The 26602-nt window shown below is 37.9% G+C and carries 28 protein-coding genes; 20 read left to right on the forward strand and 8 right to left on the reverse strand.

Translation table 11 applies throughout. From position 1 onward, the window contains the following. Window positions 1-44 precede the first annotated feature (44 nt). From ACLMCG_RS09590 to pruA, 3 genes are all read right to left on the reverse strand, one after another. The gene (locus ACLMCG_RS09590; protein ID WP_213280188.1) at window positions 45-254 is read right to left on the reverse strand and encodes a hypothetical protein; all 210 of its coding nucleotides are present in this window, start codon (window positions 252-254) and stop codon (window positions 45-47) included. A gap of 299 nt (window positions 255-553) precedes the next feature. After that, on the reverse strand, window positions 554-775 hold the full coding sequence (locus ACLMCG_RS09595; protein WP_223599364.1) for a cytochrome C551: 222 nt from the start codon (window positions 773-775) through the stop codon (window positions 554-556). A 360-nt stretch (window positions 776-1135) separates the two neighbouring features. Beyond that, window positions 1136-2761 carry an L-glutamate gamma-semialdehyde dehydrogenase gene (gene pruA / locus ACLMCG_RS09600; RefSeq protein ID WP_413960493.1) on the reverse strand — a complete coding sequence of 542 codons (1626 nt, stop codon included), beginning with the start codon at window positions 2759-2761 and terminating at the stop codon, window positions 1136-1138. Between the two features lie 402 nt (window positions 2762-3163). On the opposite strand from pruA, the gene ACLMCG_RS09605 reads away from it, so the two are divergent. From ACLMCG_RS09605 to ACLMCG_RS09665, 13 genes are all read left to right on the forward strand, one after another. Beyond that, window positions 3164-3529 carry a hypothetical protein gene (locus ACLMCG_RS09605; protein WP_223599365.1) on the forward strand — a complete coding sequence of 122 codons (366 nt, stop codon included), beginning with the start codon at window positions 3164-3166 and terminating at the stop codon, window positions 3527-3529. A 155-nt stretch (window positions 3530-3684) separates the two neighbouring features. After that, on the forward strand, window positions 3685-3987 hold the full coding sequence (gene ureA / locus ACLMCG_RS09610) for an urease subunit gamma (RefSeq protein ID WP_034697260.1): 303 nt from the start codon (window positions 3685-3687) through the stop codon (window positions 3985-3987). Window positions 3988-3998: 11 nt separating this feature from the next. Continuing rightward, a complete protein-coding gene (gene ureB, locus ACLMCG_RS09615) occupies window positions 3999-4367 on the forward strand; it encodes an urease subunit beta (protein WP_149386556.1) in 369 nt (122 codons plus the stop codon). A gap of 1 nt (window position 4368) precedes the next feature. After that, a complete protein-coding gene (ureC, locus tag ACLMCG_RS09620) occupies window positions 4369-6090 on the forward strand; it encodes an urease subunit alpha (RefSeq protein WP_413960492.1) in 1722 nt (573 codons plus the stop codon). Between the two features lie 109 nt (window positions 6091-6199). Then, window positions 6200-6847 carry a hypothetical protein gene (locus tag ACLMCG_RS09625; protein WP_413960491.1) on the forward strand — a complete coding sequence of 216 codons (648 nt, stop codon included), beginning with the start codon at window positions 6200-6202 and terminating at the stop codon, window positions 6845-6847. Next, complete coding sequence (gene ureE / locus ACLMCG_RS09630) at window positions 6837-7346, forward strand: urease accessory protein UreE (protein WP_309433771.1); 510 nt, start codon at window positions 6837-6839, stop codon at window positions 7344-7346. The genes ACLMCG_RS09625 and ureE overlap by 11 nt, the downstream gene beginning before the upstream one ends. Before the next feature lies 1 nt (window position 7347). Continuing rightward, a complete protein-coding gene (locus ACLMCG_RS09635) occupies window positions 7348-8037 on the forward strand; it encodes an urease accessory protein UreF (protein ID WP_413960490.1) in 690 nt (229 codons plus the stop codon). A gap of 266 nt (window positions 8038-8303) precedes the next feature. Then, complete coding sequence (gene ureG / locus ACLMCG_RS09640; RefSeq protein ID WP_047094673.1) at window positions 8304-8942, forward strand: urease accessory protein UreG; 639 nt, start codon at window positions 8304-8306, stop codon at window positions 8940-8942. Next, the gene (locus ACLMCG_RS09645; protein ID WP_413960489.1) at window positions 8943-9731 is read left to right on the forward strand and encodes an urease accessory protein UreD; all 789 of its coding nucleotides are present in this window, start codon (window positions 8943-8945) and stop codon (window positions 9729-9731) included. A 139-nt stretch (window positions 9732-9870) separates the two neighbouring features. Beyond that, window positions 9871-10572, forward strand: a complete 702-nt coding sequence (locus tag ACLMCG_RS09650; protein WP_105703727.1) for a hypothetical protein — start codon at window positions 9871-9873, stop codon at window positions 10570-10572. A gap of 215 nt (window positions 10573-10787) precedes the next feature. Next, on the forward strand, window positions 10788-11675 hold the full coding sequence (locus tag ACLMCG_RS09655; RefSeq protein WP_413960488.1) for an urea transporter: 888 nt from the start codon (window positions 10788-10790) through the stop codon (window positions 11673-11675). 128 nt (window positions 11676-11803) lie between these two features. Then, a complete protein-coding gene (locus tag ACLMCG_RS09660) occupies window positions 11804-14050 on the forward strand; it encodes a TonB-dependent receptor (RefSeq protein ID WP_413960487.1) in 2247 nt (748 codons plus the stop codon). Between the two features lie 165 nt (window positions 14051-14215). Further along, a complete protein-coding gene (locus ACLMCG_RS09665) occupies window positions 14216-15106 on the forward strand; it encodes a helix-turn-helix domain-containing protein (RefSeq protein ID WP_413960486.1) in 891 nt (296 codons plus the stop codon). 134 nt (window positions 15107-15240) lie between these two features. Here ACLMCG_RS09665 and ACLMCG_RS09670 read toward each other — a convergent pair whose 3' ends face one another. Together ACLMCG_RS09670 and ACLMCG_RS09675 are read right to left on the reverse strand one after the other, a co-directional pair. After that, window positions 15241-16347, reverse strand: a complete 1107-nt coding sequence (locus ACLMCG_RS09670) for a DNA topoisomerase IB (protein WP_413960485.1) — start codon at window positions 16345-16347, stop codon at window positions 15241-15243. 199 nt (window positions 16348-16546) lie between these two features. Continuing rightward, window positions 16547-16984, reverse strand: coding sequence for a DUF6526 family protein (locus ACLMCG_RS09675; RefSeq protein WP_047387789.1), 438 nt, complete (start codon window positions 16982-16984; stop codon window positions 16547-16549). Between the two features lie 306 nt (window positions 16985-17290). On the opposite strand from ACLMCG_RS09675, the gene ACLMCG_RS09680 reads away from it, so the two are divergent. The 4 genes from ACLMCG_RS09680 (at window position 17291) to ACLMCG_RS09695 (ending at window position 21746) form a co-directional block, all read left to right on the forward strand. Next, the gene (locus ACLMCG_RS09680) at window positions 17291-19060 is read left to right on the forward strand and encodes an aminopeptidase P family protein (protein WP_413960484.1); all 1770 of its coding nucleotides are present in this window, start codon (window positions 17291-17293) and stop codon (window positions 19058-19060) included. A gap of 468 nt (window positions 19061-19528) precedes the next feature. Beyond that, window positions 19529-20095: a Crp/Fnr family transcriptional regulator gene (locus tag ACLMCG_RS09685; RefSeq protein WP_413960630.1), complete on the forward strand. Its 567-nt coding sequence runs from the start codon at window positions 19529-19531 to the stop codon at window positions 20093-20095. A gap of 53 nt (window positions 20096-20148) precedes the next feature. After that, window positions 20149-21171, forward strand: coding sequence for a saccharopine dehydrogenase (locus ACLMCG_RS09690; protein ID WP_413960483.1), 1023 nt, complete (start codon window positions 20149-20151; stop codon window positions 21169-21171). Then, window positions 21168-21746: an NAD(P)H-dependent oxidoreductase gene (locus ACLMCG_RS09695; protein WP_413960482.1), complete on the forward strand. Its 579-nt coding sequence runs from the start codon at window positions 21168-21170 to the stop codon at window positions 21744-21746. The genes ACLMCG_RS09690 and ACLMCG_RS09695 overlap by 4 nt, the downstream gene beginning before the upstream one ends. A gap of 96 nt (window positions 21747-21842) precedes the next feature. On the opposite strand, the gene ACLMCG_RS09700 is transcribed toward ACLMCG_RS09695, so the two are convergent. The 3 genes from ACLMCG_RS09700 to ACLMCG_RS09710 form a co-directional block, all read right to left on the reverse strand. Then, complete coding sequence (locus tag ACLMCG_RS09700) at window positions 21843-22565, reverse strand: siderophore-interacting protein (RefSeq protein ID WP_223599380.1); 723 nt, start codon at window positions 22563-22565, stop codon at window positions 21843-21845. A gap of 81 nt (window positions 22566-22646) precedes the next feature. Beyond that, complete coding sequence (locus ACLMCG_RS09705; RefSeq protein ID WP_413960481.1) at window positions 22647-23519, reverse strand: helix-turn-helix domain-containing protein; 873 nt, start codon at window positions 23517-23519, stop codon at window positions 22647-22649. A 176-nt stretch (window positions 23520-23695) separates the two neighbouring features. Then, the gene (locus ACLMCG_RS09710; RefSeq protein ID WP_413960480.1) at window positions 23696-24331 is read right to left on the reverse strand and encodes a LysE family translocator; all 636 of its coding nucleotides are present in this window, start codon (window positions 24329-24331) and stop codon (window positions 23696-23698) included. A gap of 205 nt (window positions 24332-24536) precedes the next feature. Here ACLMCG_RS09710 and ACLMCG_RS09715 point away from each other — a divergent pair, with 205 nt between their 5' ends. From ACLMCG_RS09715 to ACLMCG_RS09725, 3 genes are all read left to right on the forward strand, one after another. Continuing rightward, the gene (locus ACLMCG_RS09715) at window positions 24537-25247 is read left to right on the forward strand and encodes a hypothetical protein (RefSeq protein WP_413960479.1); all 711 of its coding nucleotides are present in this window, start codon (window positions 24537-24539) and stop codon (window positions 25245-25247) included. Window positions 25248-25287: 40 nt separating this feature from the next. Beyond that, on the forward strand, window positions 25288-25878 hold the full coding sequence (locus ACLMCG_RS09720; protein ID WP_413960478.1) for a hypothetical protein: 591 nt from the start codon (window positions 25288-25290) through the stop codon (window positions 25876-25878). Window positions 25879-25952: 74 nt separating this feature from the next. Then, window positions 25953-26597, forward strand: coding sequence for a sensor histidine kinase (locus ACLMCG_RS09725; RefSeq protein WP_413960477.1), 645 nt, complete (start codon window positions 25953-25955; stop codon window positions 26595-26597). The last annotated feature ends 5 nt before the right edge of the window (window positions 26598-26602 follow it).

Raw genomic sequence — 26602 nt, forward strand, 5'->3', positions numbered from 1 at the left:
GTTTTTTTAAGTGCAAATCCACAGAAGTCTGTGGATTTGTGATTTTATTTAACTTTTGTACTGTCGGGTTTTGTTTTTGATGTATCGGCAGCTGCCGGAGCGGGTATAGAATTGGCTACAGCAGAATCACCCATTCTATTTCTTAAAGAATCCTTATTGTGAGCGTCTTTGTATTCCTCTCTTTTTTCTTTATTCTGAGCACAACTTCCAAGGAAAAGAAGTCCAAGAACTGCTCCTATCCAGAATTTTTTCATAGGGGTATATTTTAATGTTTGGTATTAATCAAATATAAAGATAAAAGATAAAAGATAAAAGATAAAAGATAAAAGATAAAAGATAAAAGATAAAAGATGTTGTCATTAAAATTCAATAGGGCTGGGTTTTAACCCAGCTAACCATAAATATTACATCCATTGGCTTTAGCCAAAACCTAAATAATAGTCTTTTAAGGCTAAAACTTCATGATAAACCCAACATTTCCGGTTATTCAATAAAAAAATCTGCAGAACTTTCATCTGCAGATTTTCCATTTTAAATTGAACGTATATCAATACTATTTGACAGGAGACATTACGGCAGAATCTTTTTTTATCTTGATACTGTCAGGATTTGTCATTTTTGTAGTCATGGTATCAGTGGTTGTAGGCGGTACACTTTTCTGTGTATTGTCTACCGTCGCTGAATCACGGTTACTCGATGACATTGACGATTCTTTGGTTCCACAGCTCACTGCAAATATTCCTATTCCGACGGCTGTTAGCAATAACTTTTTCATACTATCTTATTTTGGGGTGTATATGTATTGAAAATCAACAATTATTCCTAAGAGGGTAGGGAAAGTCGTAAAATATAGGTAAAGTTTGTTAAAAGATGTTAGGTAACGGGTGGCAGGTAACGGATTATAGGGATTAGGAGTTAGAGTGTGGGAGAGTAGGAGGGTTAGAGAGTTTAGGGGAGAGTATTGAGTATCGAAGGAGTAAAAGTGTATTTATGGATACCAGTAACCTTAAACCTTAAACCTTAAACTTTGAACTTTGAACTCCCGCAACTCGCACCCCGCCTCTCCCCACAAAAAAGCCCCGAAATCGAAATTCCGAGGCCGTTTAATCATTTATCAATGATTATTTATCGTTTATTACCCTAGGTATGGATATTTGTAGTTTTTTGGAGAAACAAAAGTTTCTTTTACGCTTCTTACAGAAACCCATCTTAGAAGATTCATTTTAGAACCTGCTTTATCATTTGTTCCTGAAGCTCTACCACCACCGAAAGGCTGTTGTCCTACTACGGCACCTGTTGGTTTATCATTGATATAGAAGTTACCAGAAGCATTCTCCAAAGCTTTATAAGCTTCATTGATTGCGTAACGGTCTTGTGAAAATACAGAACCTGTTAATGAATAAGGAGAAGTAGAATCTACCAGTTTCAGAGTTTCTTTCCAGTCCTGATCTTCATATACGTAGATTGACAAGATTGGGCCGAAGATCTCTTCCACCATACTTTCGTAGTGAGGGTTGGTAGTTTCAATTACTGTTGGGTGTACGAACCATCCTTTAGAATCGTCATATTTCCCACCAATAGCTACAGTAGCTTCACCTGAAGCATTAGCTCTGTCGATATATCCTTTACACTTCTCGAAAGAATTTTTGTCAATTACAGCATTTACGAAGTTAGAAGTATCTTCCGGAGAACCTACTTTGATAGAATTCATTTGAGTTTCCATTACTTTTTTCACGTCAGCCCAAAGAGATTTAGGTACATAAGCTCTTGAAGCAGCAGAACATTTTTGTCCCTGATATTCAAAAGCACCTCTTACCAATGCAGTAGCTACAGCTTCTACGTTAGCAGATGGGTGAGCAATTACAAAGTCTTTACCACCTGTTTCTCCAACAATTCTTGGATATGTTCTGTAGTTGTGGATATTGTCACCAATCATTTTCCACATTCCCTGGAATACTTTTGTAGAACCTGTGAAGTGAAGACCAGCAAAATCACGGTGAGCCAATACTTTTTCAGCAGTTTCTTTTCCGTCTGTAAAGATCATGTTGATTACCCCTGCAGGAAGACCCGCTTCAGTCAATACATCCATGATTACTTTTGCAGAATATACCTGCTTGTCAGACGGCTTCCAAACTACAACGTTTCCTAGCATTGCCATACAAGTAGGAAGGTTTCCGGAAATCGCTGTAAAGTTGAACGGAGTTACTGCAAAGCAGAATCCTTCCAATGGTCTGTACTCAACACGGTTCCAGATTCCATTGTCAGAAACCGGCTGCTCAGCATACATTTCTGTCATGAACTCTACGTTGAATCTTAAGAAGTCGATGAACTCACAAGCTGCATCAATTTCAGCCTGGTGTACATTTTTAGACTGCCCGATCATTGTAGCAGCATTGATTACATCTCTGTAAGGACCAGCCAAAAGATCAGCCGCCTTTAAGAAAATTGCTGCACGTTGTTCCCAGCCTAGTTCATTCCATTCCTGTTTAGCTGCCAATGCCGCGTTGATAGCGTCATCCACATGCTGCATACCACCCTGATAGTAGAAACCGAAGTCATGAGCATGATCCTGAGGAGACTGAAGCTGTACTTTTGTATCAGTTTTCACTTCTTTTCCATTGATGATCATTGGAACTTCTACCTTCTTAGCCCACATTTTTTTATAAGTGTCGATAAGGCTTTTAACTTCCGGAGATCCCGGTTCATAAGAATTTACCGGCTCATTTACCGCTAATGGTACTTGCGAAATTGCTTTTGACATATTACGTTTTATTATTTTATTAAATTAAATGTGTATACAAATTTACGATAATTATAAGGAAAGAAAAAAATACCGTCTGTTTTTATGAAATAAAGCTTATTATTAAGTAATCATTGATGAATAGAGATTTTTTAATATGTAGTATTGAGAATAAGAGGTGTATTTATTCGATCTTTTAAATAGACAGAAAAGATGAGGCAGATAATCATAATTATAGGAATAGGGACAATAAAAAAATTGTCATAGTTCAAAAATAATGCTTAAGTGTTGTGAATAAGGAGTTTATCCTGAAGTGTTAAAATTACATAAAATTGTATTTGTTGCGATTTTGAACATTTTAAATAATTTTTTTGATAGCCGGGGTTTTAAGATTGTTCTAATTTTACACCATTATTAACAGGTATGAAAAAAAGAGTCCTATTTTTCTCTTTTGTCTTATTTTTCTCAGCGTTGTGTGCAGGTCTTTTTGCACATAAAGGGAAAACTCAACCATACTCTGATATTCTTTCAAAAATTAATCTTCTTCAGCAGAAATCCGATCAGCAGACCCAGCCTGAAATGTATAGTTTTTCAGATGTTCAGGATGTTCAGGATTCCAATGACTGGGAGAAAGTGAAATTTGATTACTCAGTCCTTGCACAGCAGTGGCTTAATTATTTCTTTGCAGGGTATTCTCACACTACACGGGTTGCGGCCGTTCAAAACCGTATTTATATTACAGCACCAAGATACATCCTGTATCATTGCCTGCAGATAGCGGGCTGCTAATCCCTTTTCTTAATTTTTAATGATCCGTTGTGGTTTGTATTCATGTCAATACAGATCCGCAAAAATCATTTCCATTTTACATTTTTGAACATATCTGTTTGCCTTTACGGAGAGGTGAATAGGATATTGTTTGTCCAATTTTAAATAAAAATATTATGCACTTAACACCGAGAGAAACGGAGAAGCTTATGCTATTTCTGGCAGGCGAACTCGCTCTAAAAAGAAAGGCAAGAGGCCTTAAATTAAACTACCCTGAATCAATAGCACTGATCAGCCATTTTTTGCTTGAAGGAGCAAGAGATGGTAAAAAAGTAGCTGAACTGATGCAGGAAGGCGCTAATCTTCTTACCAAAGAGGATGTAATGCCCGGCGTGTCAGAAATGATCCACGATGTTCAGATTGAAGCTACTTTCCCGGATGGGACTAAGCTGGTAACCGTACACAACCCAATTCGCTAATACTACTGACTATGATACCAGGAGAAATTTTCGTAAAAGAAGGTACAATTATCTGCAATGAAGGCAGAGAAACCGTAAAAATAAAAGTAACAAACACTGGAGACCGACCTATTCAGGTAGGTTCACATTTCCACTTTTTTGAAGTTAATAAAGCAATGAGCTTTGACCGTGAAAAAGCTTTCGGAAAGAGACTGAATATTGTAGCAAGCACTGCAGTACGTTTTGAGCCGGGAGAAGAAAAAGAAGTGGAATTGGTAGAAATAGGAGGAACCAAAAAAGCAATGGGCTTCAATAATCTTGTGGACGGACAGGTAGATTCCGAAGAACAGAAAAGAGCAAGCCTTGCAAAAGTTGAAGAATTAAACTTTAAAAATCACTAAGATGAGCTTACACGTAGACAGAAAACAATACGCCAATATATTAGGCCCTACAGCCGGAGATAAAATCAGACTGGGAGACACTGAAATTATTATTGAAATTGAAAAAGATTTCACGCATTACGGAGACGAAGCCGTTTTCGGAGGGGGAAAAACCGTACGTGACGGGATGGGGCAGAATGTTACCGCTAAAAGAGACGAAGGTGTTTTGGACCTTTGTATCACAGGAGCTGTTATCATTGACCACTGGGGAATTGTAAAAGGGGATATCGGAATTAAAGATGGGAAAATTGTAGGAATCGGAAAAGCTGGAAATCCGGATACGATGGATGGTGTATCTCCTAATATGATCATCGGAGCATCAACTGAAGTTCACGGTGGAAAAGGATATATCGTAACAGCAGGAGGTATTGATACTCACATTCATTACATCTGCCCTCAACAGATCGAAACTTCTTTATACAGTGGAATTACTACTATGATTGGCGGAGGAACAGGTCCAAACGACGGAACCAACGCTACAACAGTAACTCCGGGAAAATTCAATATGCAGAAAATGCTCGAAGCGGCAGAAGAATATCCTATGAACCTTGGTTTCTTCGGAAAAGGGAACTGTTCAGCAGAAGAACCTATTGAAGAACAGGTGGAAGCAGGAGCTTTGGGAGTGAAAATCCATGAAGACTGGGGAGCAACTCCTGCAACAATTGATGCAGCATTGAAAGTAGCTGATAAATATGACGTTCAGGTTGCTATCCACACTGATACTCTGAATGAAGGAGGATTTCTTGAAGATACAATGAGAGCGATTAACGGAAGAGTAATCCACACCTTCCATACAGAAGGAGCTGGTGGAGGTCACGCACCGGACATCATTAAAGCAGCAATGTATCCAAATGTATTGCCAGCTTCTACAAATCCTACGCGTCCTTATACCATAAATACAATCGATGAGCACTTAGATATGCTGATGGTTTGTCACCACCTGAGCAAAAACATTCCTGAAGATGTGGCGTTCGCAGATTCCCGTATCCGTCCTGAAACTATTGCCGCAGAAGACATTCTTCATGACATGGGAGTTTTCAGTATCATGAGTTCAGATTCTCAGGCAATGGGAAGACCGGGAGAAGTGATCACAAGAACATGGCAGACAGCAAGCAAAATGAAGGAACAGAGAGGAGACCTTGCTGAAGACCAGGATAGTGGAAACGATAACTACCGTGCAAAAAGATATGTGGCAAAATATACTATCAACCCGGCTATAGCTCATGGTATTTCAGAATACGTTGGATCTTTGGAAGAAGGAAAATTGGCAGATTTAGTGATCTGGAAACCTGCATTATTCGGGGTAAAACCGGAAATGATTGTAAAAGGAGGATTTGTAATTGCTGCTAAAATGGGAGATCCGAATGCATCTATTCCAACACCTCAGCCGATTATTTACAGAAATATGTTCGGAGCCCACGGGAAAGCTAAGTTTGGTATTTGCGCCAACTTCGTTTCCCAGGTTTCTATCGACAATGGAACCATCGCTTCTTATAAATTGGAGAAAATGATCCTTCCGGTAAAAAACTGTAGAAATATTTCCAAAAAAGACCTTATTCATAACGATAAGACGCCTTTAATTGAAGTGAATCCTGAAAACTATAAAGTAACGGTAGACGGTGAGTACATCACTTGCGAACCGGCGGAAACACTGCCCTTAACACAGCTTTATTACTTGTTCTAAGATAAACTTAAACAATAATGGATACCAACCTTATAGGTTTCAAAAACCTATAAGGTTTAATCAAAACTTATCCAATTCAATGTAAAACAATTATAGAACTAAGTTTAAAATGAAATATTTAAATAAAACAGTTGTTTCTCTTGCCGTAGCCGGAATGTCTATGCTTTCAGGAAATTTAAGTGCTCAGTTTCTGGGCGGACACAGGCTTAAAAGTGATGAAGATGGGCCCAAAGGACAGTTTATGGTCTACGGTTCATTAGACTATTCTAAACTTACAACTCCATCCAGCAGCAGCAGTACGGTATCAAGTGCACCACTTGGAGTGGGATACTTCATCAACAATAATGATCTTATTGGAATCAATTATGCATATTCACAGAATACGATTGATCACAATGTAGTCTATAAACAAAATGAAGTCGGTATCTGGTATAGCCCCTCAGTAATGCTTGGGAAATACTTTGTATTAATTGGTCAGGTAGATGCTCACTATGTCTGGGGACAACAACTGTCAACGGCTGCTGATGCGATGCAGAACTTTAACGGATTGCGTCTTCGTGCCTATCCTTTGATCGGAATATTAGTTGGAGGAGGCTGGGCTCTGAAATTCAAATTTGCAGAACTTTCAATGCTTCAGACCAAAACAAAAGAAGAAGGCTGGACGAAAAGCTATGTAGCTGGAATCAGTGGTTCAACATTCGGGGTAGGAATCTCCAAAAACTTAGACTTTAGAAAAAAATCCAAAAATGATAATTAATCAAATCATAGGCAATCTCTCAGAAAATCCTACAGGGAAAACCATAGATTATCTTGATCTTGAATGGTTTGAAACTACCAAAAGAATCCAGCGTAAAAAAACCAGACAGGGAATTGATGTAGCGATCAAATTTCTCAGAGAAGGGCAGCGTTTGCGTGAAGGAGATATTCTTTTTGAGGATGCAGAAAAAATAATTGCGGTCAATGTTCTGGAAACAGAAGCTATCGTGATGTCACCCACATCATTGTTGGAGATGGGTACAGTATGCTATGAGATTGGGAACAAACATATTCCGCTTTTTATTCAGAATGATAAAGTATTGCTCCCTTTTGAAATGCCAATGTTCAGATGGCTGGAAGCAAGCGGGTTCAAACCGGAGAAACAATCTGTGAAGTTGTTGAATCTTCTTAAATCTAATGTAGAACCTCACGGACATGGAAGTCTGGGATCAACAATCTTTACAAAAATCTTAAAAATGGCCGCCCCGAAAGATGAATAATATGAACATTAACTTCCTGTCGGGACTGCTTCATCTTGCAGACCCTACACTTCCCATCGGAGGCTATACCCATTCCAACGGACTTGAAACTTACGTGCAGGAAAGGATTGTACATAATTTAATCACCGCCAAAGAATTTGTACAGAATATGCTTCAGTACAACCTTAAATTCAATGATGGGGCTTTTGTAAAACTGGCTTATGAAGCAGCTGAAAAAGGAGATTTGGAGGAATTGTTACTTCTTGATAATGAATGCAATGCTATAAAATGCCCGAAAGAAATCCGTCAGGCCAGTCAGAAACTGGGGATCAGGCTGATCAAAATCTTTAAAAGAAGAGACCACTTCCCTTTTATGGAAGCGTTTGAAAAAGCAGTGCAGAATAAAGAAGCCAATTCCCATTACTGTATTGTGTTTGGAGTGTATGCTTACCTGATGAAAATCCCTTTATACGAAGCTCTTTTAGGATTCTATTATACCTCAGTGGCAGGAATGATTACCAATGCGGTAAAACTTGTTCCTCTTGGGCAGCTGGACGGACAAGATATTCTATTCTCATTATATCCTGTAATGGAAAAAACAGCTTTAGAAACAATAGAACTGGACAGAGATATGGTAGGACTTTGTAATACCGCTTTCGATATCAGGTGTATGCAGCATGAAAGGCTGTATTCAAGACTTTATATGTCATAGAAAAGACAAAAAGGAAGTAAAGGCAGGATGAAAAAAGATAGAAGGAAAGCTAAGAAAGTGAAAAAGCGTGGGACCTAATGAATATGAATGCTTCTAAGCCGAATGAAATGCCTTTGCACCTTTTACAAATATTCTCAATTAATAAAAAAAATATACGTGAAATAAGGTGCCCTTTGCTGAGTGAAACGCCTTTGCGATCGTAAAATATTCACGGTAAAAAAACTTAGCGCCCATAGCGTTAAAAAACAAATAAAATTTTAGAAAAAATGGAAAACAGAAAATATATAAAAGTAGGAGTCGCAGGACCTGTAGGTTCAGGAAAAACTGCATTATTGGAGCGTTTAAGCAGAAAACTTTTCGGGACTTATGACCTTGGAGTCATCACGAATGATATTTATACCAAAGAAGATGCTGAATTTATGGCTAAAAACAGCCTTCTTCCCCACGACAGAATTATTGGAGTAGAAACAGGAGGCTGTCCTCATACTGCCATCCGCGAAGATGCAAGTATGAATCTTGAAGCCGTAGATGAACTGGCAGCACGTTTTCCGGAGATCGAACTGGTTCTTATCGAAAGTGGAGGAGATAACCTTTCAGCGACATTCAGCCCGGACCTTGCGGACGTTACCATTTTCATCATCGACGTGGCAGAAGGAGAAAAAATTCCTAGAAAAGGTGGTCCTGGTATTACAAGATCAGACTTATTGATTATTAATAAAATTGACCTTGCCCCTTATGTAGGTGCCAGCCTTGAAGTAATGGAAAATGATGCCAGAAGAATGAGAAAAGGAAATCCTTTCGTATTCACAAATCTTAAAACAGATGAAGGACTGGACAAAGTGATAGGCTGGATTAAAAAATATGCTCTTCTGGAAGAAATTGAAGAACCGAACTTAGTAAGATAAATGGACAGTCGTTTAAATATAATTGCAGGATTCAAGGGAGGAGAATCCTATGTGAAAGACCTTTATGTCTCACTTCCTTTCAGAGTAGTTTCTGTAGGACAGCGTAAAAGTGACAAAAAGCTCTATCAGATGGTGATGAGCTCCTCTCCGGGAATTCTGGACGGAGACCACTACCATTTGGAAGTTGCCCTTGAAAAAGGATCTGCCCTTCAACTGCAGTCGCAATCTTATCAGAGGCTTTTCAATATGAAGGATAAAGCGCTTCAGGAACTTAATGTTTCTATGGAAGATGAAACATCTTTTGCTTACGTTCCTCATCCTATAGTCCCGCATGAAGACTCCAATTTTAAGAGTAAAGCGAATATTCATATTGGGAACAACAGTCAGATTATCATCAGTGAGATCATCACCTGTGGAAGAAAACATTATGGAGAAGTTTTTAAACTGAAGCGTTTTCAGAATATAATGGAAATCTACCACAACAATAAACTGGTAGTGAAAGATAATGTTCTCATTCAGCCTGATATGATTCCGATCAGCAGCATCGGAAATCTGGAGCAGTATACCCACCAGGGAACCCTGATCTTCTATAGTACGAAGGAAAATGTAGATAAAAACGGATTGGTTGAAGAGATAGTTGAAGCAGCCGCGCAGCATCATGAACAAATGGAGGTTGGAGTCTCTGCAATGGATAACAACGGTTTTGTAGTAAGAGCTTTGGGACATGGAGGAGAATTGATGTACAACTTCTTCCTGCATATTCAGGAAATTCTCTGGTCATTGAAGTAAAAAGAGATCCTTGTCAAGGTTCAAAACCTTGACAAGGATGCTATATAGAAGCGGGCTTTAGCCCGCTTAAAAAAAGAAATTTTCCATTGGCTTTAGCCAAAACTTAATAAAGAATCTGAAATAACAGAATTAATAAAAAATGGATAGTACAGTTTGGGCACTTCTTTTGAGTGCCGTTTCAATAAGTTTCATACATACCGCTTCAGGGCCGGATCATTACCTACCGTTCATTGTGATTTCAAAATCCAAAAAATGGAGCGGAATGAAAACAGCAATATTAACGGTTGTCTGCGGTTTCGGACATGTCTTCAGTTCTCTGATTTTGGGCTTTATCGGGGTTTTCCTTGGATGGCAGCTCAATAAAATCTCCTGGTTTCAGGATATCAGAGGGAATTTCTCAGGATGGGCGCTGCTTATTTTTGGAGGTGTTTATCTGGTATACGGTCTCATTCAGGCAATCAGAAATAAACCTCATAAGCATTTTGATGTAATGGGTGATGATGTTTATGTATACGAACATAATCACAGTGAAGTGGTAATGCCTCAAAAAAGAATAAAAGTGACTCCGCTTGTACTTTTCATGATTTTCGTAATGGGCCCCAGCGAACCTTTGATTCCTTTATTATTCTATTCAGGAGTAAAACACTCAATGTCTGAAATTGCTGTTCTGGTAACTTCTTTCACTATAACTACCGTCTTGACAATGCTTGGAATGGTTCTTCTGGGACGTTATGGTTATTCAACACTGTTCAATACCGAAAAACTGGAAAGATACATGGGAGTGGTGAGCGGAGCTGTAGTAACCGTTTGCGGAGTGGGAATGGTCTTTCTTGGATGGTAAACGAGATTCGAGGTTCGGGATACGAGTGGTAGAGTTTAGGGTAGGGGGGTGAGAGTTGAATTGTTTAAAGTTTAAAGTTCAAGGTTGTTATTCTTTCACTGATAATTGACAATTCACTATTCACTTGCGAAGCAAAATTGATTCTGCCTCCAGTGTCTATCATCTATCCGTCTCTTATCTTAATATCCACAATTATTAATACAATTAAAAAAACTATGAACGAATTTTTCAAAAAACTACCTTTTATAGACCATGTTTTGAAAGGAATCGGACAGATTATGCTCCAGGAAAACAGGTGGACGGGACTTCTGTTTCTTATAGGAATCTTTATGGGAAGCTGGCAGTGCGGGGTAGCGGTATTGCTTTCAACGGCAGCCGGAACTTTCACTGCAATGAAGCTTAAATACAATCAGTCTGAAATCAATGCCGGACTTTATGGCTTCAGTGCGGCACTTGTAGGAGTAGCATTATCCTTTCTATTTGAGACTACATTACTGATCTGGATTTTAATAGTCTTGGGTGGAGCATTGGCGGCTGTTTTTCAGCATTTCTTTATTCAGAAGAAAATTCCGGTCTTTACTTTTCCTTTTATTATCATCACATGGATTTTGGTATTTGCACTCCATCATTTTACCCATATTCCACCCTCTGCAATGTTGAGCAGTGAAGTGGTGCCTACAGAATATGATGATTTTCTTGCCTGTACCAATGGGTTTGGTGAAGTAATATTTCAGGGTGGAGTACTTTCAGGAATGATTTTCTTCCTAGCCGTTTTCATCAGTTCTCCCATAGCCGCTTTATATGGGTTGGCAGCATCTATTCTCGGTGCAGGATTATCACAGTTGAACGGAGAACCTATTAAAGAAATCCATATGGGATTATTTGGATTTAATGCTGTGCTTTCAGCAATCGTTTTCTCAGGAGTTAAAAAAACAGACGGTTTATGGGTACTTATTGCCGTTCTTATCACTATTGTCATTGATGATCTTTTAATAGACAATCACTGCCTGGATATCGTTGGAGGAGTATTTACTTTCCCATTCGTAGCCGGAACGTGGATTACCCTTTTAATTCAGAAAGTATTTATTAAAGAGAAAGCGTAGCTTCTGAGTTTGAGAGTTGTAGAGTTTGAAGGTTGTGGGGTTTTACGTGTGGAAATGTTCCCAGTCTCTCATCTCTTCGTCTATTATCTCTCATCTCTTATCTAATTTATAATTTAACTAAACAAAAAATGAAAATAACAAAAATAGCAGCCGTATTTCTGATAATGGCATTCAGTGGAAAAATGATGGCGCAGGAAACAGAAAAACAGTTGCTGATTAAAGATGCAGATGACAAATTTCCCATTGCAGATGCTTTGGTAAAATATGACCACGGGAACAGCCATACTCATACAGCGGCAGATGGTATGTTTGCCATTCCTGTAAAATCACTTCCTGATACCCTAGTGATTAGTCGTCAGGGATATGATGAGGTAAAATGGTTGGTAACTAGCGATGAAGATAAAAATAAAGTTATTTTCTTACAGCATAAGCCTTTTCAGATTTCTGAAGTGGCCATCAATCACAGTTCGTTTTTATCAGCCATTACCAAAGTGGATCTGAATAAATTTCCGGTAAACTCAGCACAGGATTTATTAAGAAAAGTGCCGGGATTGTTTATTGCACAGCATGCCGGAGGAGGAAAGGCTGAACAGCTTTTTTTAAGAGGATTTGATGCAGACCACGGTACTGATGTCAGCGTTAATGTTGACGGAATGCCAGTGAATATTGTATCCCATGCCCATGGACAGGGATATTCTGACCTGCACTTTGTAATTCCTGAAACCGTAAACAATATAGACTTTGGAAAAGGGGCTTATTACATGGACAGAGGAGACTTCAATACCGCAGGCTATGTAGATTTTCAGACCTACAATGGATTGAAAAACAGTATGATTAAACTGGAAGGAGGTTCTTTCAATTCAAAAAGAGTGTTGGGAATGTTCAATATTCTGCATGATGATCTGGGAAGAAAAAATGCCTATATAGCAGCAGAATACAACTATACAGACGGGCCTTTTGATGTAAAACAGAATTTCAACAGAGTCAATATTTTCGGGAAATATAACCAGTGGCTTACGGATAAAGATTATTTCAATATTCAGTTTTCAACATTCAATTCTTTCTGGAATGCTTCCGGACAGATTCCGGAACGTGCCGTAGATGAAGGAATCATTGGAAGATGGGGAAGTATAGATCCTACAGAAGGTGGTAAAACTTCCAGAACAAACCTTCAGATGAACTTTAAGCACATTATTTCTCCTTCCGAGCAGATTGATGCCATGGCTTTCTATTCAAAATATAATTTCAATCTGTATTCCGATTTCACTTTTAATTTAAAAGATAAAGATCACGGAGATGAAATTCAGCAGACAGACGGAAGAAATATTTACGGAGCCGAAGTGAAATATACAAAAACGTTTTCCCTTGCAAACAGCTCTTTAAACTGGACTTCAGGAATAGGGTTAAGAAATGATGATATTAATACTTTACAGCTTAACCACGTTTATCACAGAGATCTGCTGCTTGACAGATTATCAGATGTGACAGGAACAGAAACCAATCTCCATGCCTACTCAGGGCTGGTATGGAAAACAGGAAAATGGACGATTAATCCTGCTTTGAGAATAGATCATTTTATCTTTAATATGCACAATCTGCTGGATGCAGAACAATTGCCGTCCGGACAATCAAAAGAAGCAACAAGACTAAGCCCAAAATTGAACTTCTCTTACGCTCAGAACGACAATGTAATGTGGTTCCTGAAAACAGGAATGGGCTTCCACTCCAATGACCTGAGAGTAGTTGTTCCTAATAAAAACGAAAATACACTTCCATACTCTATTGGAGCAGATTTTGGAGTAAGATTACATCCGTTCAAATCATTGATTATTACTCCGGCATTATGGTATATGGATCTGCAGCAGGAATTTGTTTATGTAGGAGATGATGCTGTAGTAGAACCTTCCGGGAAGTCAAGACGCTTCGGTGCCGATCTTGGAGTTCGTTTCCAGCCGTTGGAAAACTTTTATCTGAATGCTGATATCAACTATTCCCACGCAAGATTTACAGAAGAAGAAAAAGGACAGGATTACGTTCCGCTGGCTCCGGTAATCACCAGTACAGGATCTGTAAACTGGGATTTCCTGGATGGCTTTTCTCTGGGACTTCAATACCGATATCTGGGAGCAAGACCAGCAGTAGAGGATAACAGTATCAGAACCAAAGCTTACTTTGTAAATGACCTTATGCTTTCTTATAACCGTCAGAAATGGGGAGCAAATGTTCAGCTTAACAATCTTTTCAATGTAAAATGGAATGAAGCTCAGTTTGCAACAGAAACTCAATTGAAAGGAGAAGCAGAACCTGTTACAGATCTTACCTACACACCGGGAAGCCCTTTTGGAGTGAGAGTAGGAGTGTATTATAAGTTCTAAGTGGGAGAGTAGGAGAGTAGTAGAGAGAGAGTTTGAGAGAGTAAATTATGAGTTTCGGGATACGTGTTTCGGGGTTTTACCATTTACACTTTGCTTTTTCACTCTTTTACTTGCCTGTTCTACTTTAAAATATTTTGTATAACTTTAAATAATCATAACCAGGATATGGAAGTTCTATCCAATTTTCAATATAAAAAACTTTTTCTTCCGAATATTACGGACAAAATATTAGCCAATAATGCTGATATACAGCTCTATCGGATAGAAAATTACCTTAAAGGCATTCTGATGCCGGTGATTCCGTACCGTACAACGTTTAATTTCATTATTTTCGTTACCAACGGTCATATCAGACAATACCTTGAAAATAAAGAATACCATGCCGAGAAAGGGGGAGTAATCTTCATTAAACAGGGAACCATCACGGCAACCGTAGAACTATCCGATGATATTGAAGGCTTCTTCCTTGCTTATGAAAATAATATTCTGTCCGAGCAAGAGCTGCCCAAGCACAAAAGCAGTATTTTTTTCATGACTCCATTCCTGAATCTGGACAGCCTGACTTATGGTACCATTATCCAGCTTCTTCCCATTATGGAACAGGAATTATGGTTGAATAATTTAAATGTTAATGATGTTGTCGTTACGATGCTTCACCTTATTTTGATCAAAATGCTGAGCACAGATTCTGATACCCATCACAAGTCTGCGACACGTCCTATGGAACTGTCCCTTCAGTTTCGGGATCTTTTGTTTAAATATCATGTTGGAGAAAAAAGAGTTGCATTTTATGCCGATAAACTGTCTGTAACAGAAAGCTATCTGAATAAATGTGTAAAAGGCGTTACCCAGAAATCCCCCAAACAGTGGATCAATGAGATAGATATCAATTACAGTAAGGCATTACTTCACTCCAGTAAAGATATTGCAGAGATTGCTTACGAACTGAACTTTCATACCGCATCCCATTTTACCCAGCTTTTTAAAAAGATCGCAGGCATTACCCCGAAGGAATACAGAATCCAGTTTTTGAATAACAGCAGGATTTCAGTCTGATATAAAGAATCGAATTTGTGTAATGTCAATGGTCAACTTTTGCTGCGCAAGTGAATAGCCAATGAGTTGATGAAGTACAGAATAAAAAATTCACTGCGAAGCAAATTCACCATTCACTATTGACCAAAAATTTCCTACATCCTCTCATTTTCAAGAATTTTCAACACCAGCCTTTCCTCTTTTGTCAGATCGGCTTTTCCGTCGTTTTCTTCTATGATTTCAAGTTCGTCAAGGTATTTTTTGATGGTATTGTTTTCGTAAAGATTGATGACTAAAGGATGAACATAATATTTTTTGCAGACAGCCGATGTATTTCCCAGGTTTTCTGCAACCATCTCCAGGGCTTCTTTTACTTTCTTTTTATATTGACTGTCATTTTCAGCATAGCCAATTTCTTTAAATGCAATCAAAGCACTTACCGTTCCGGACCATGTCCTGAAATCCTTAGCGGTAAAATCTTCGCCGCTGATCTCTTTTATATACTCATTCACCATACCGGAATCCACAGAATGACGGTTTCCTTCATCATCAAAATACTGGAAAAGTTCTTTCCCCGGAATATCCTTACATTTCTGAATAAGTCTTGCCAGCCTTTTACTTCTGAGGTCAACGTTATGCATAATGCCTTTCTTTCCCTTAAAAGAGAAAGTGATTTTCTGTCCTTTTACCTTTACATGCTTATCCTTTAAAGTAGTCAGTCCAAAAGAACCGTACAGTTTTTCATAGACATTATTACCAATACGGATATTGGTTCTTTGCATAAGGCTTACAATTAAGGCCAGGATTTTCCGCTTTTCAAAATTTCTCAGCGCAAGATCCTGTTCTACCTGCAGTCTTATATCCGGTAATGCATATCCGAACTGAAGCATCCTGTAAAATTTCGTATGATTTCTTAAAGCGCTCCAAAGAGGATGGTAGCGGTATTGTTTTCTTTTTTTGACATCAAAGCCGGTGGCCTGAAGATGCCCGTTGTCAAGGGCACAGATCCATACATTTTCCCAGGCGGGAGGAAGTACCAGGCTGTTGATTCTTGTAATTTCGTCCTTATCCTTTATTTTTTCACCGTCTTTATAATAGGAATATTTCTTTCCTGTTTTCTTACGGGTAATTCCGGCGGTTTCTGCATCGGTGGTATATACAAGATGTACCGCCTTTGCAGAAGCTTCCGGGTCCTTCATTATTTTAACAATTTTGGAAGGTTTAAGGTGAGAAATCATCTCCAAATCTGTATTCTTCTCCATAAAGCATGGTTAAGAGTTTTTACCCCTCGAAAAAATCAGTAAAAGAATCCCTGCTATTACACAGACTAAGAGAATTCCCCACCACATTCCTGCCTTAAAAATTGTTTCTACTGCTTCACAACTTGTTAGTGTCAACAAACTTAATATCGTAATACTGTAAAAGCTCCACTTTTTCATAAGTTTATATTTTGTTGAGGTGTTAGATTCTGAGTCGGTCAGCCCTCCATTTTTTAATAGACCTTTTAATTTCATCTCCTGAAATGTTTTCATGAAGAGCTCTGTATAAAAGCTCCTTGAATTCATCATCATAGGTAAATCTCAGTGCAGCAATCTGATCAAATCTTAGTTTTTCAACAGTTTCATCCGATCTTTTATTGAAAATTTCAAAATACCGCTGTTGAAACTCCAGAATTACCATTCGGTTTTGAAGTCCCAGTGCGTAATGCTGCCGTGTCATAAATGCCAGATAAAAAAGCAGAAAAATCACGATAGAAAATAATATCCATGTCAGCTGATTTCCCGGATCATCCCAGATTTTATAAATTCCGAAAATCTCCAATAGGATGAGCAAAGGAAGATAAATAAAATGATGAGGTGGATAAAACTTTCTGTGGTTATTATAGTTCTGCTGTTTCATGGAGTTGAATACAGCAATAATCTTTCCAAAAATTTATTATTTTGATAATGTGGTAGTTTTTTTTAGATGAAAATGATTTATTTTATCAAATATGTTTAACATTTTAATGAGAATGTCATAAAAGTTTTGCCCTCTTTAAGGGGGAAATAATCAACGTGATTTAAGATGAAAACTTAAAAAATCAAATCGCGGATCTCCTCAAAAAGAATTCCTGCTAAAATAACAGATTATTAAGTAAAATAGCCAATAGATTTCAGCTCCCGACTTCAAATTTTTCGTAACTTTCGGTGTTTAAAAAAGAAAAGAATGACTTCAAAGGAAAAAGTTGCTGCGCTTCGTGAAGAAATGCAGAAAAATAATGTTGATGCATTTATAGTATATTCTGCAGACCCGCATATGAGCGAATACCTTCCCGAAGAATGGCAGGAGAGAGCTTGGTTGTCAGGTTTCTTAGGTTCTGCTGGTTTTGTGGTAGTTACCAAAGACAAAGCCGGACTTTGGACAGACGGAAGATACTTTACACAAGCCGCTATAGAGCTGGATGGTTCGGGAATCGATCTTTTCAAAGATGGTATGGAAGGAACTCCTAATTATATTGACTGGATCATTTCAGAAATCCCTTCAGGCGGTAAAGTGGCTGTAAATGCTTTAGCAGCTTCTAATGCCAACTGGGAACTGCTTTCTCAGAAATTTAATTCAAAAAATATTACGCTGGTAGATTTTCCACTTTTAAAAGAAGTTTGGAAAGAAAGAGGAACGCCGTCTGCCAATCCTATTTTTGTACATCCGGTAGAAAGAGCAGGTAAATCTGTTTCTGATAAAATTGCTGCCATCCGCCAGAAAATGGAAGATCAGGAAGCTACCGTACACATCATATCAAGTCTGGATGATGTAGCATGGACCGCCAATCTGAGAGGAAGTGATGTAGAAAGCAATCCTGTATTTTTAGGGTATATTGTGATTACTAAAAATGATGCTGTACTCTTCACAGGATTAGAAAAAATGGAAGTAGGAGCAAGAAAGCAAATGGATGATTCCTTTGTGAAAATGATGCCTTACGAAGAATTCTACAATTACCTGAAGACCTTCAAAAATGAAAAAGTACTGGTTTCTCCAAACAGCAACCAGCAGATTTTTGAAACATTAAAAGCAGACAACCAGTTTATCAAAGCTCCGGTTCCTGGTAACCTGATGAAAGCCCAGAAAAATGAAGCTGAGCTGGAAGGTTTCAGAAAAGTAATGGTAAGAGACGGAGTTGCGATGGTGAAATTCCTGTATTGGTTAACTCAAAATGCCGGAAAAGAAGCCATGAATGAATATTCTATCGGACAAAAACTGAGAGGATTCCGTGCAGAAGGGGAAAACTTTGTGGGAGAAAGCTTTGGTTCTATTGTAGGATACAAAGATAACGGTGCCATCATGCACTATTCTGCCAAAAAAGAAGGAAGCAAAGAAGTAACCAATGAGGAAACCATCCTGGTAGATTCAGGAGGTCAGTACCTTGAAGGGACTACAGATATTACAAGAACATTCGCTTTAGGAGCACCTTCGGAAGAGTTTAAAAGAAATTCAACATTGGTACTACAGGGATTGATCCGTTTATCAATGGTAAAATTCCCGAAAGGAACAAAAGGAGTACACCTTGATGCTATTGCAAGACTTCCTTTATGGATGGAAGGCAAAGATTTCAATCACGGAACAGGACATGGAGTAGGAAGCTTCATGAATGTACATGAAGGACCGCAAAACATCAGAAAAGACCTGAATCCTCAGGAACTTCTTCCGGGAATGGTATGTTCAAACGAACCTGGATATTACCTTGAAGGACATTATGGAATCCGTCATGAAAACCTGATCGCAGTAAAAGAAGCAGAAAAAACAATTCACGGAACATTCTATGAATTTGAAACATTGACATTCTGCCCGTTTTTCAAAGATACCGTAGTGAAAGAAATTCTTTCAGAAAGTGAAATCGCATGGTTAAATGGTTACCATAAAACATGTGAAGAAAAGCTTGCTCCTCATCTGGAAGGAGAAGTTAAAGAATGGTTCCTGCAATTGGTAAGCCCTCTTTAATAAAAATTCAAAGGTGAAAAGTAAATGACAATCATAATTTTAAACCTTGAACTTTAAATATTAAACTGAATATTGTTAGATAAACCAAAGTCCTGTAAGGTATTTCCTGCAGGGCTTTTCTTTTTATACAACCGTATTTTTACGGATATAATTCTAGGGATTCTACTGATGGATAAAAAACAGAGTTGACCTATCTTTGTTACAACAAAACATCATTCATATCTTCATAAATAACTCAAGTAAATTCAAAACGGTTGATCATCTCGTCCTGAGATGATTTTTTTTGCTGTTAATTGAAACTTGTATGGGGTATACATTAGCTTAAAAAGGATCAATGGAATTGATCTCATCTTTGCTCACTTAAAATAAAATCTTAGAAAAAATGAAAACTTTACGTTTATAAAGCATGTCGCATTCATCTTTTATCTATTTTCGTGGTTCATTAGAATGCACTTAATTTGAAGAATGATGATACGTGATTACTTTCGAAGCTTTAACCTGTTTTCAGAGGATGAAATTGAAGAATTCCTGAAATTTTCCGAGCTAAGACTCGTTAATAAAAATGATTATTTCATACAGGAAGGAGAGCTTTGCAAAGAAGTAGGATTGGTGAAATCCGGTATCTTCCGTTCCTTTTATACTTCAGATGGAGGAAAAGACATGACCTATTGCTTCAGATTTCCCAATCATATGATCGCTGCCTATTCATCATTTGTTTCAGGATGCCCCAGTAAAGAAAGTATGCAGGCTATTACCAATGCAGAGCTGATTATTCTTAAAAAAGAAGCAGTAGATGAGTTGGTAAAGAATAGCATTAACTGGACGAAATTTTTAAGAATCATTGCAGAACAGGAATATCTTGAACTTGAAACACGTTTTTTTCAGCTTCAGAGAGACAGTGCATCGCAACGGTATGAAACATTATTAAAGAATCATCCTGATTATATTCAAAACATACCATTGCAGTATCTGGCTTCTTACCTTGGAATTACACAACGGCATTTGAGCCGTATCAGAAAGGAAATTTCTTTTTAGACATTTGTCCTGCTTATTGAAATGGACGCGCTATACTTTTGTCAAAAAAAGTTATGGAGCAAAATATTTTAATCATTGGAGGAAATGGATTGGTCGGAAAAACTATTTCCCGCATTCTGAAATCAAGAAACCCTCATCTTACTGTTTATATTGGCGGACGAAAAGGAGGACAGACGGATAAAGACCTGAAAATCGACGTTACAGATCCTTCTTCTTTCAATGTTATTCTGGAAAAAAAAATAAACCTCATTATTCTTTCTGTGAATGATAGAGAAGATGATGTCCTTCGTTTCGCAATTGCTCACCACATAGATTATCTGGATATTACAAAACCTACTCCGGCTTTGGTAAAAGCTTATGATATTGCCGGAAAATCAGAGGTAAACAGCAGAATTGTCTTCAGCTCAGGATGGATGGGCGGAATTGTACCGGGATTAGTCAATACCCTGTCCCAGTCAGATGATATTAAGGAAGTAAAGGTTTTTGTATATTATTCTGTAAAAGATTTGGCAGGGGAGAGTTCAGCCCATTTTATGGCAGAAAATGTAGCCGTTCCTTTTGTACATTATAAGAATGACAAGCCGGTTTCTATCAGACACTTTTTGGACACAGAATCTTTTAAATTCTCTTTTGGAATAGGAGAGAGAAAAGCTTATAATTTTGATGTGCCGGATCTCTATATTCTTAACAAAGTGGAACGAATTCCCGGTGTAAGTGTAAAAATGACTTATAATTCCAGGTTCATTACCTGGCTGCTGGGATCCTTTCAATACCTGAGAATATTCAATATTTTATCATTAAAAGAAAGAAAAATGATTTTTGGGTCCAGTGGAAACGGAGATCAGGCTGTGTTTGAAATTGTGGTAAAAGATAAAGAAGGTCAGAAGAAACTGAGCTTACGAAGTATGAAAGGGCAGGCAGAACTTACTGCTTTATCTGCTGTTCTGCATACCGAAGAGCTGCTGAGAAACCCGCATGAAAACAATGTGTATTTCAGCCATCAGCTGCATGAGCCTTTATCATTAATGGCACAGCTTCATACCTATGAAACGATCAATATCAATGTCACACAATGAAAAAAATAGCAATTATCAACGGACACCCCAATCAAGATTCTTTCAACTTTGGAATTGCGGAAGCTTATAAGACAGGAGCAGTAGAAACAGGAGCAGAAGTGAAGGAAATTGTCATAAGAGAGTTGAAATTTAATCCCAATCTGCAGTTTGGATACCAGAAAAGAATGGAACTTGAACCGGATTTGATGAAAGCATGGGAAATTATTCAGTGGGCTGACCATTTGGTTTGGGTACATCCTGTCTGGTGGGGAGGATTTCCAGCCTTGATGAAAGGATTCATAGACCGCCTTTTCTTACCGGGACTGGCCTATAAATTCCGTGAGAATTCTGTATGGTGGGATAAGCTTTTAAAAGGTAAAACGGCACATATAATCACTACATTAGACCAGCCAGGTTGGTATTACCGTCTGTTTTTTGGCAGACCCAGCGTCAATCAGCTTAAGAAATCCATACTGGAATATTGTGGCGTAAAACCTGTAAAACTGACCTATATCGGAATCATCCGGAATTCTAAAGATGAGCAAAGGGTTCAATGGCTGAGAAAAGTGAAGGAATTAGGGAAGAAACAGAAATAATTTAAATTTTAGGATATGTAATGATAACTTTATCCGGCAATAATTTCCTATTGTCAGATAAAGTTTCATTTTTTTAAATACAGTTGTTTTGCTGTTTTACAGTCCTTTTTTTCCTTCAATCCAATACGCCTGTGATTTTATGCACTTGGGAGAAACTCCTCTGGCCTTAAGAAATTTCCTGATCAGAGACATTCTTCCTCCGTTTCCGGTGAGATAAAAAATAACCTCATCATCAGAGATGGATTCTTTTTCTTCCCTTAGAAAATCATTCAAAGCTTCAATCATTCTCATGGTATTGTTTTTCGGGCTGTGGTAACCAAATAAATTCAGTTTTTCAAGAGCAGAACATTCTTCCAGTTCATGAAGACAGATAAATAAAGAACCATTTTCTTCCACGGCTTCTTTGATTGAAAGAGAACTTCCCAGTGAAGTTTCGTCACCCACAGAGAAATGAATTTTCGCGTTGGGAGCAAAGAATTGTTTTCCTCTGGGCATTAAAAGCTTTATAGAATCTCCGGGAGAAAGTTGGGCCACAAAATGACTTCCGGCAGCAGAAGAGTCATGCAGATGAAATAAAACATCAAAAGTTCCTGCTTCCTGATTGAAGTTGAAAGGAGAATAATTCCGGAAATCGCGGCCATTGATTCTTATCGCTATTGCATATGCAGGTTCATAAGAAACATCCTGTAAATCTGTTTGAAAACGTATAAGACGAAGGTCATTCGTGATTTTTTCTATATGGATAACCGTACAGTCTTTAAATTTTGAGGACCAGACATTTTCTACTGTGTCATTGATCCATTTTGGTAAACTCGGCATAAATCATTTTTATTGCAAAGGACGTTGCAAAATCAGAAAATACCGATAGCTGTTTCGGGGGAATAATTGGACTATTCGTGGTTAGTGTTTGTTTATATGCAGATCCCGGAATTCTGATGGCGACTGATCTTCCAGTTTAGAAAATAAGCGGCTGAAATAAGTGTGGTCACTATATCCCAGCTCATAAGCGATCTCTTTTATACTTAGGCTCGTAAAGACCAATAATCTTTTAGCTTCAATTAAAATTTCCTGGTGAATCCAGTGCTGCGCAGGTTTCCCCGTTGCTTCCCGGACTGCCTCCGTCAAATATCCTCTTGTAATATTTAAAATCTCTGCATATTCGGATGGACTTTTCGAGGTTTTAAAATCCTTTCTAACCAAACTTCTGAATGTTCTTGATAGTTGTAAAGTCCTGCTTTCACTGGAAGAAGGAGACAGATTATTCCGGGAATAGATCAGGGCAAACATTCCCAGAAACGCATTAAGCAATGACTGTACAACCAGAAATCCTTCTTTAGAGGAAAGCATCTCGTCTGTATAAGAAGCATGGAGCATACTGGCTGTTGTATTCACTTCCTGGATGAGACTTTTGTCTATCGACAGCGGCTGTATTTCACCCAGAGATTCATCAAAAAAAGAACGTACGGTATCGGGAACAAGTTCTGCTTTTACTGCTACAAACCATCCGCAAACGTCTTTCATCAAAAGCCCCTGATGTACCTGTCCCGGCAATACACAGAAAAGAGTGGAATCTTTTGATTCAACTGTTTTAAAATCTACCATCATTTTTACATGACCGCTTTCCATGCAGGTGAAAATGTAATGACTGTCCCTGTGTATCCCTTTGTCCAGAAGAATATCCTCCGCATTCTGAGTCCGCTTATCCATTCTTTTGACATGGAATCTGTGGTGAGAAATGCTGTTTAAATCATAAGTAGGAATTGTCTGCTTCATCTGTAAACCTGTTGTTATGAGGATAAATACGCAACTGTAAAATTACGTATTTTCACGGTTTTAAAGTCGGAATATTAATCTCAAATTCGCGGTGCATAATGATAATGTTTTCTTTAGATCAGATTTTATATGAATATACACCGGAATTCGGAACAGAAAGAAACCTGTTCCGGATTTTATTTTGCTTTTGAAAGTGCCATTTTTATTGCTAAATAGGTTAACACGCTGGCCATAAACCATTTTTGAACCTTTATCCAGACCGGATTATTGGAAAAGAACAGGGCAACTCTTGCAGCCGTTAATACAATGATAAAGTTAATGCTGAAGCTGATCAGGACCTGAATAACTCCAAGTTCAAGGCTTTGGGTAAATATGGAACCATACTCAGGTTTGATGAACTGAGGAAAGAAAGACAGGTAAAAAACGGCCACTTTCGGATTTAATACATTCGTTAAAAAACCAATGGTAAAAAGCTTTTTAGGACTGTCATGAGCCACATTTCTATCAACATCAAAAATATTTCTGCTCTTGGGTTTTATAGCCTGATAAGCCAGATATAAGAGATAGACAGTTCCCACGGCTTTTAGTAGAGTATAAGCCAACGGAATGGCCAGCAAAACTGCAGTAAGGCCAAAAGATACCATGATAATGTGGAATAAAAACCCACACACCACTCCGGCCAGGGAAATAAATCCGGACTTTTTCCCTTGTGTTATAGACTTTGAAATCAGGTAAATCATATTAGGGCCGGGACTGATCACTAAGATGAGTGCTGCTAGGATGAAAAATATCAGTTCGTGAAATGGAATCATTGGTAGTAGTTATTTAAATGGGCGTATTCCCGGCACAAAGATACAGACTGTCCCTAATCCGTTATTATAAAAAATTCAAGAAATATTAATTTTCACTCAATTGAATTTTATTTTCCACTTGAATGTGATTTAAAATAAATACCAGTCTGTTTTTTTTGTAAATTTCAACACATAAAATAATTATCATTCACAAATAAATACTATCATGACTACTGAAAACATCTTTGAAGCCATCAGAAAATGGAAAAATCTTATTGATTCCTATAAAAACGGAATTGATATAAATGGGGCAGAAATTTTGAATTTTTTAAATCAGGGAACTCATTTCAGTGTTTCAGGTGAGGAAATCGAACAATGGAAACGGAACCTTGGAACAGTAGAGTTAAAGAGAATCCATGCGTATGTAGGTATTCATGAAGAACAGTTGAAATTTTTTCTGATTGATTCTAAAAGTGATAAGGATGCCAATTTTAGTAATATCATTATTAAAGAATTTTCCCGAAAATTCACTGAAGAAAAGATGGAAAGCAGCAATCACGAAGAAGTGACTCCACCTCCAATTACAGCTGAATCTGCCATTAACCGTAATTTCAGATGGAATATGTTTGGAACCTCATGGATACAGGCCCAGAAAACAGAAGATATTTTTCAGCTTATTTCTATTCCGTTTTCAGATTATGACAAAATGGGGATTACAGGAGGGCAGACCTGTACCAATTTCTTTGGGCTTACTGATGATCTGGAGAAAAAAGATCCGGATTTTCCTTTTCATATCGAAATTATTACCGTGAAAAGTCTTGCGATTAACCATATGAGTGAGACTGCAGAAAATTATTCTACCCCAAGACCTCCTTTCACCATTGATACTCTTAATGACTATCAACTTTTGAAGCAAAGCACCAGTGTTTTCGTATAACAGTTTATCCCTGTATTTACAAATTATTATTAACCTGGTCTTGTGTACAGGACTGATTCTATTGGTAAAAGAAGGGATAAAAACAAAACTTCCTGTGATTATACTTCTCTCAGGAGAGTTCATGCTGGAGCTGACGGACTTAGCGGACCGGATGATGAAATTAAATACACTCAATATTTACAACTATACATTGAGCCAGTTTTTTGGCTTAATGATCCTTACTGTGATTTATAGTAATTACTACATCCAGCTTTCCCGTAAATTAAAATGGATGATCTATGGGTATGCAATACTGGCATTGATTATTAATTTGTTGTATGTGCAAGACGATACACAGGTTACTTTTTATTCCAATATTATCACCAGTATTATTATTTGCAGTTATGCCGCCTCTTATTTTATGAAGATCATCAGAGAAGGCAGGGCAGACAGGGATATGTTTATCGTGAACATCATTGTTTTCCTGTTTTTTTCTATTGAATGTATCATATCCACGACCTTTAATTTTTTAATCAGCAACCATCTGAGTTGGGTAGCTCCTATCTGGCTTTTCAGAGGCCTCCTGCTATTATCATTTTATATTGCTTTTATTAATCTGGGATGTGGCGTTGGGAAAATCAGGATCAGATAGTTCTATGGATATGGATCGGTATTGGACTATTTTTTTTAACAACGTTATTCATTACGTTATTGGTCATTAATTATTTGAAAAGTATAAAGAAAAATAAACAGAAAGTCTCTCAGCTGGTCCGGAATACAAAAAAGGAATATTGGGAAAATACATTGCTTATACAGGAAAAGGACAGGGAGCGCCTGGCGGAAGAACTTCATGATAATATTATCTCACAGTTGAACCTCATCCGTCTGAATCTTACAGATAAAAATCCCGAAGAGCTTAATCGTGATCTGAAAAAATCGATGCAGCTGATAAGGGAATTCTCCCATAATCTTACACCACCGGACCTTGATGAGATTGAACTGGCAGATTTAATTGCAGATTATCTTGAACAGGTTAATAAAAATATAGAAGTCATTTTCCGCCATATTACCATAAGAACTCCAATCAGCAGCCCGGTAAAACTGAACCTTTTCAGAATTATACAGGAACTGGTCACCAATATTTTGAAACACGCTGAAGCTACCAGAGTAGATGTATCGCTGAGAATATCTCTGAACTATCTGATGCTAACTATAGAAGATAACGGACGGGGTTTTATCATGGAAACCCATTCGGGAGGTATTGGATTGAGGAATATTCAGTCAAGAGCACAGAAAATTAAAGCCATTTATAAACTTAAAACACAGCCTGAAAAAGGCACAAAATTCATAGCCTGTATGGCAATACAATAAAAATA

This window comes from Chryseobacterium sp. S90 (assembly GCF_047444895.1).
Classification (GTDB): domain Bacteria; phylum Bacteroidota; class Bacteroidia; order Flavobacteriales; family Weeksellaceae; genus Chryseobacterium.

Bases quoted from the DNA above. Each gene is read 5' to 3' on its own strand.
- ACLMCG_RS09590 (WP_213280188.1), bottom strand. From the start codon at position 254: ATGAAAAAATTCTGGATAGGAGCAGTTCTTGGACTTCTTTTCCTTGGA.
- ACLMCG_RS09595 (WP_223599364.1), bottom strand. From the start codon at position 775: ATGAAAAAGTTATTGCTAACAGCCGTCGGAATAGGAATATTTGCAGTG.
- pruA (WP_413960493.1), bottom strand. From the start codon at position 2,761: ATGTCAAAAGCAATTTCGCAAGTACCATTAGCGGTAAATGAGCCGGTA.
- ACLMCG_RS09605 (WP_223599365.1), top strand. From the start codon at position 3,164: ATGAAAAAAAGAGTCCTATTTTTCTCTTTTGTCTTATTTTTCTCAGCG.
- ureA (WP_034697260.1), top strand. From the start codon at position 3,685: ATGCACTTAACACCGAGAGAAACGGAGAAGCTTATGCTATTTCTGGCA.
- ureB (WP_149386556.1), top strand. From the start codon at position 3,999: ATGATACCAGGAGAAATTTTCGTAAAAGAAGGTACAATTATCTGCAAT.
- ureC (WP_413960492.1), top strand. From the start codon at position 4,369: ATGAGCTTACACGTAGACAGAAAACAATACGCCAATATATTAGGCCCT.
- ACLMCG_RS09625 (WP_413960491.1), top strand. From the start codon at position 6,200: ATGAAATATTTAAATAAAACAGTTGTTTCTCTTGCCGTAGCCGGAATG.
- ureE (WP_309433771.1), top strand. From the start codon at position 6,837: ATGATAATTAATCAAATCATAGGCAATCTCTCAGAAAATCCTACAGGG.
- ACLMCG_RS09635 (WP_413960490.1), top strand. From the start codon at position 7,348: ATGAACATTAACTTCCTGTCGGGACTGCTTCATCTTGCAGACCCTACA.
- ureG (WP_047094673.1), top strand. From the start codon at position 8,304: ATGGAAAACAGAAAATATATAAAAGTAGGAGTCGCAGGACCTGTAGGT.
- ACLMCG_RS09645 (WP_413960489.1), top strand. From the start codon at position 8,943: ATGGACAGTCGTTTAAATATAATTGCAGGATTCAAGGGAGGAGAATCC.
- ACLMCG_RS09650 (WP_105703727.1), top strand. From the start codon at position 9,871: ATGGATAGTACAGTTTGGGCACTTCTTTTGAGTGCCGTTTCAATAAGT.
- ACLMCG_RS09655 (WP_413960488.1), top strand. From the start codon at position 10,788: ATGAACGAATTTTTCAAAAAACTACCTTTTATAGACCATGTTTTGAAA.
- ACLMCG_RS09660 (WP_413960487.1), top strand. From the start codon at position 11,804: ATGAAAATAACAAAAATAGCAGCCGTATTTCTGATAATGGCATTCAGT.
- ACLMCG_RS09665 (WP_413960486.1), top strand. From the start codon at position 14,216: ATGGAAGTTCTATCCAATTTTCAATATAAAAAACTTTTTCTTCCGAAT.
- ACLMCG_RS09670 (WP_413960485.1), bottom strand. From the start codon at position 16,347: ATGGAGAAGAATACAGATTTGGAGATGATTTCTCACCTTAAACCTTCC.
- ACLMCG_RS09675 (WP_047387789.1), bottom strand. From the start codon at position 16,984: ATGAAACAGCAGAACTATAATAACCACAGAAAGTTTTATCCACCTCAT.
- ACLMCG_RS09680 (WP_413960484.1), top strand. From the start codon at position 17,291: ATGACTTCAAAGGAAAAAGTTGCTGCGCTTCGTGAAGAAATGCAGAAA.
- ACLMCG_RS09685 (WP_413960630.1), top strand. From the start codon at position 19,529: ATGATACGTGATTACTTTCGAAGCTTTAACCTGTTTTCAGAGGATGAA.
- ACLMCG_RS09690 (WP_413960483.1), top strand. From the start codon at position 20,149: ATGGAGCAAAATATTTTAATCATTGGAGGAAATGGATTGGTCGGAAAA.
- ACLMCG_RS09695 (WP_413960482.1), top strand. From the start codon at position 21,168: ATGAAAAAAATAGCAATTATCAACGGACACCCCAATCAAGATTCTTTC.
- ACLMCG_RS09700 (WP_223599380.1), bottom strand. From the start codon at position 22,565: ATGCCGAGTTTACCAAAATGGATCAATGACACAGTAGAAAATGTCTGG.
- ACLMCG_RS09705 (WP_413960481.1), bottom strand. From the start codon at position 23,519: ATGAAGCAGACAATTCCTACTTATGATTTAAACAGCATTTCTCACCAC.
- ACLMCG_RS09710 (WP_413960480.1), bottom strand. From the start codon at position 24,331: ATGATTCCATTTCACGAACTGATATTTTTCATCCTAGCAGCACTCATC.
- ACLMCG_RS09715 (WP_413960479.1), top strand. From the start codon at position 24,537: ATGACTACTGAAAACATCTTTGAAGCCATCAGAAAATGGAAAAATCTT.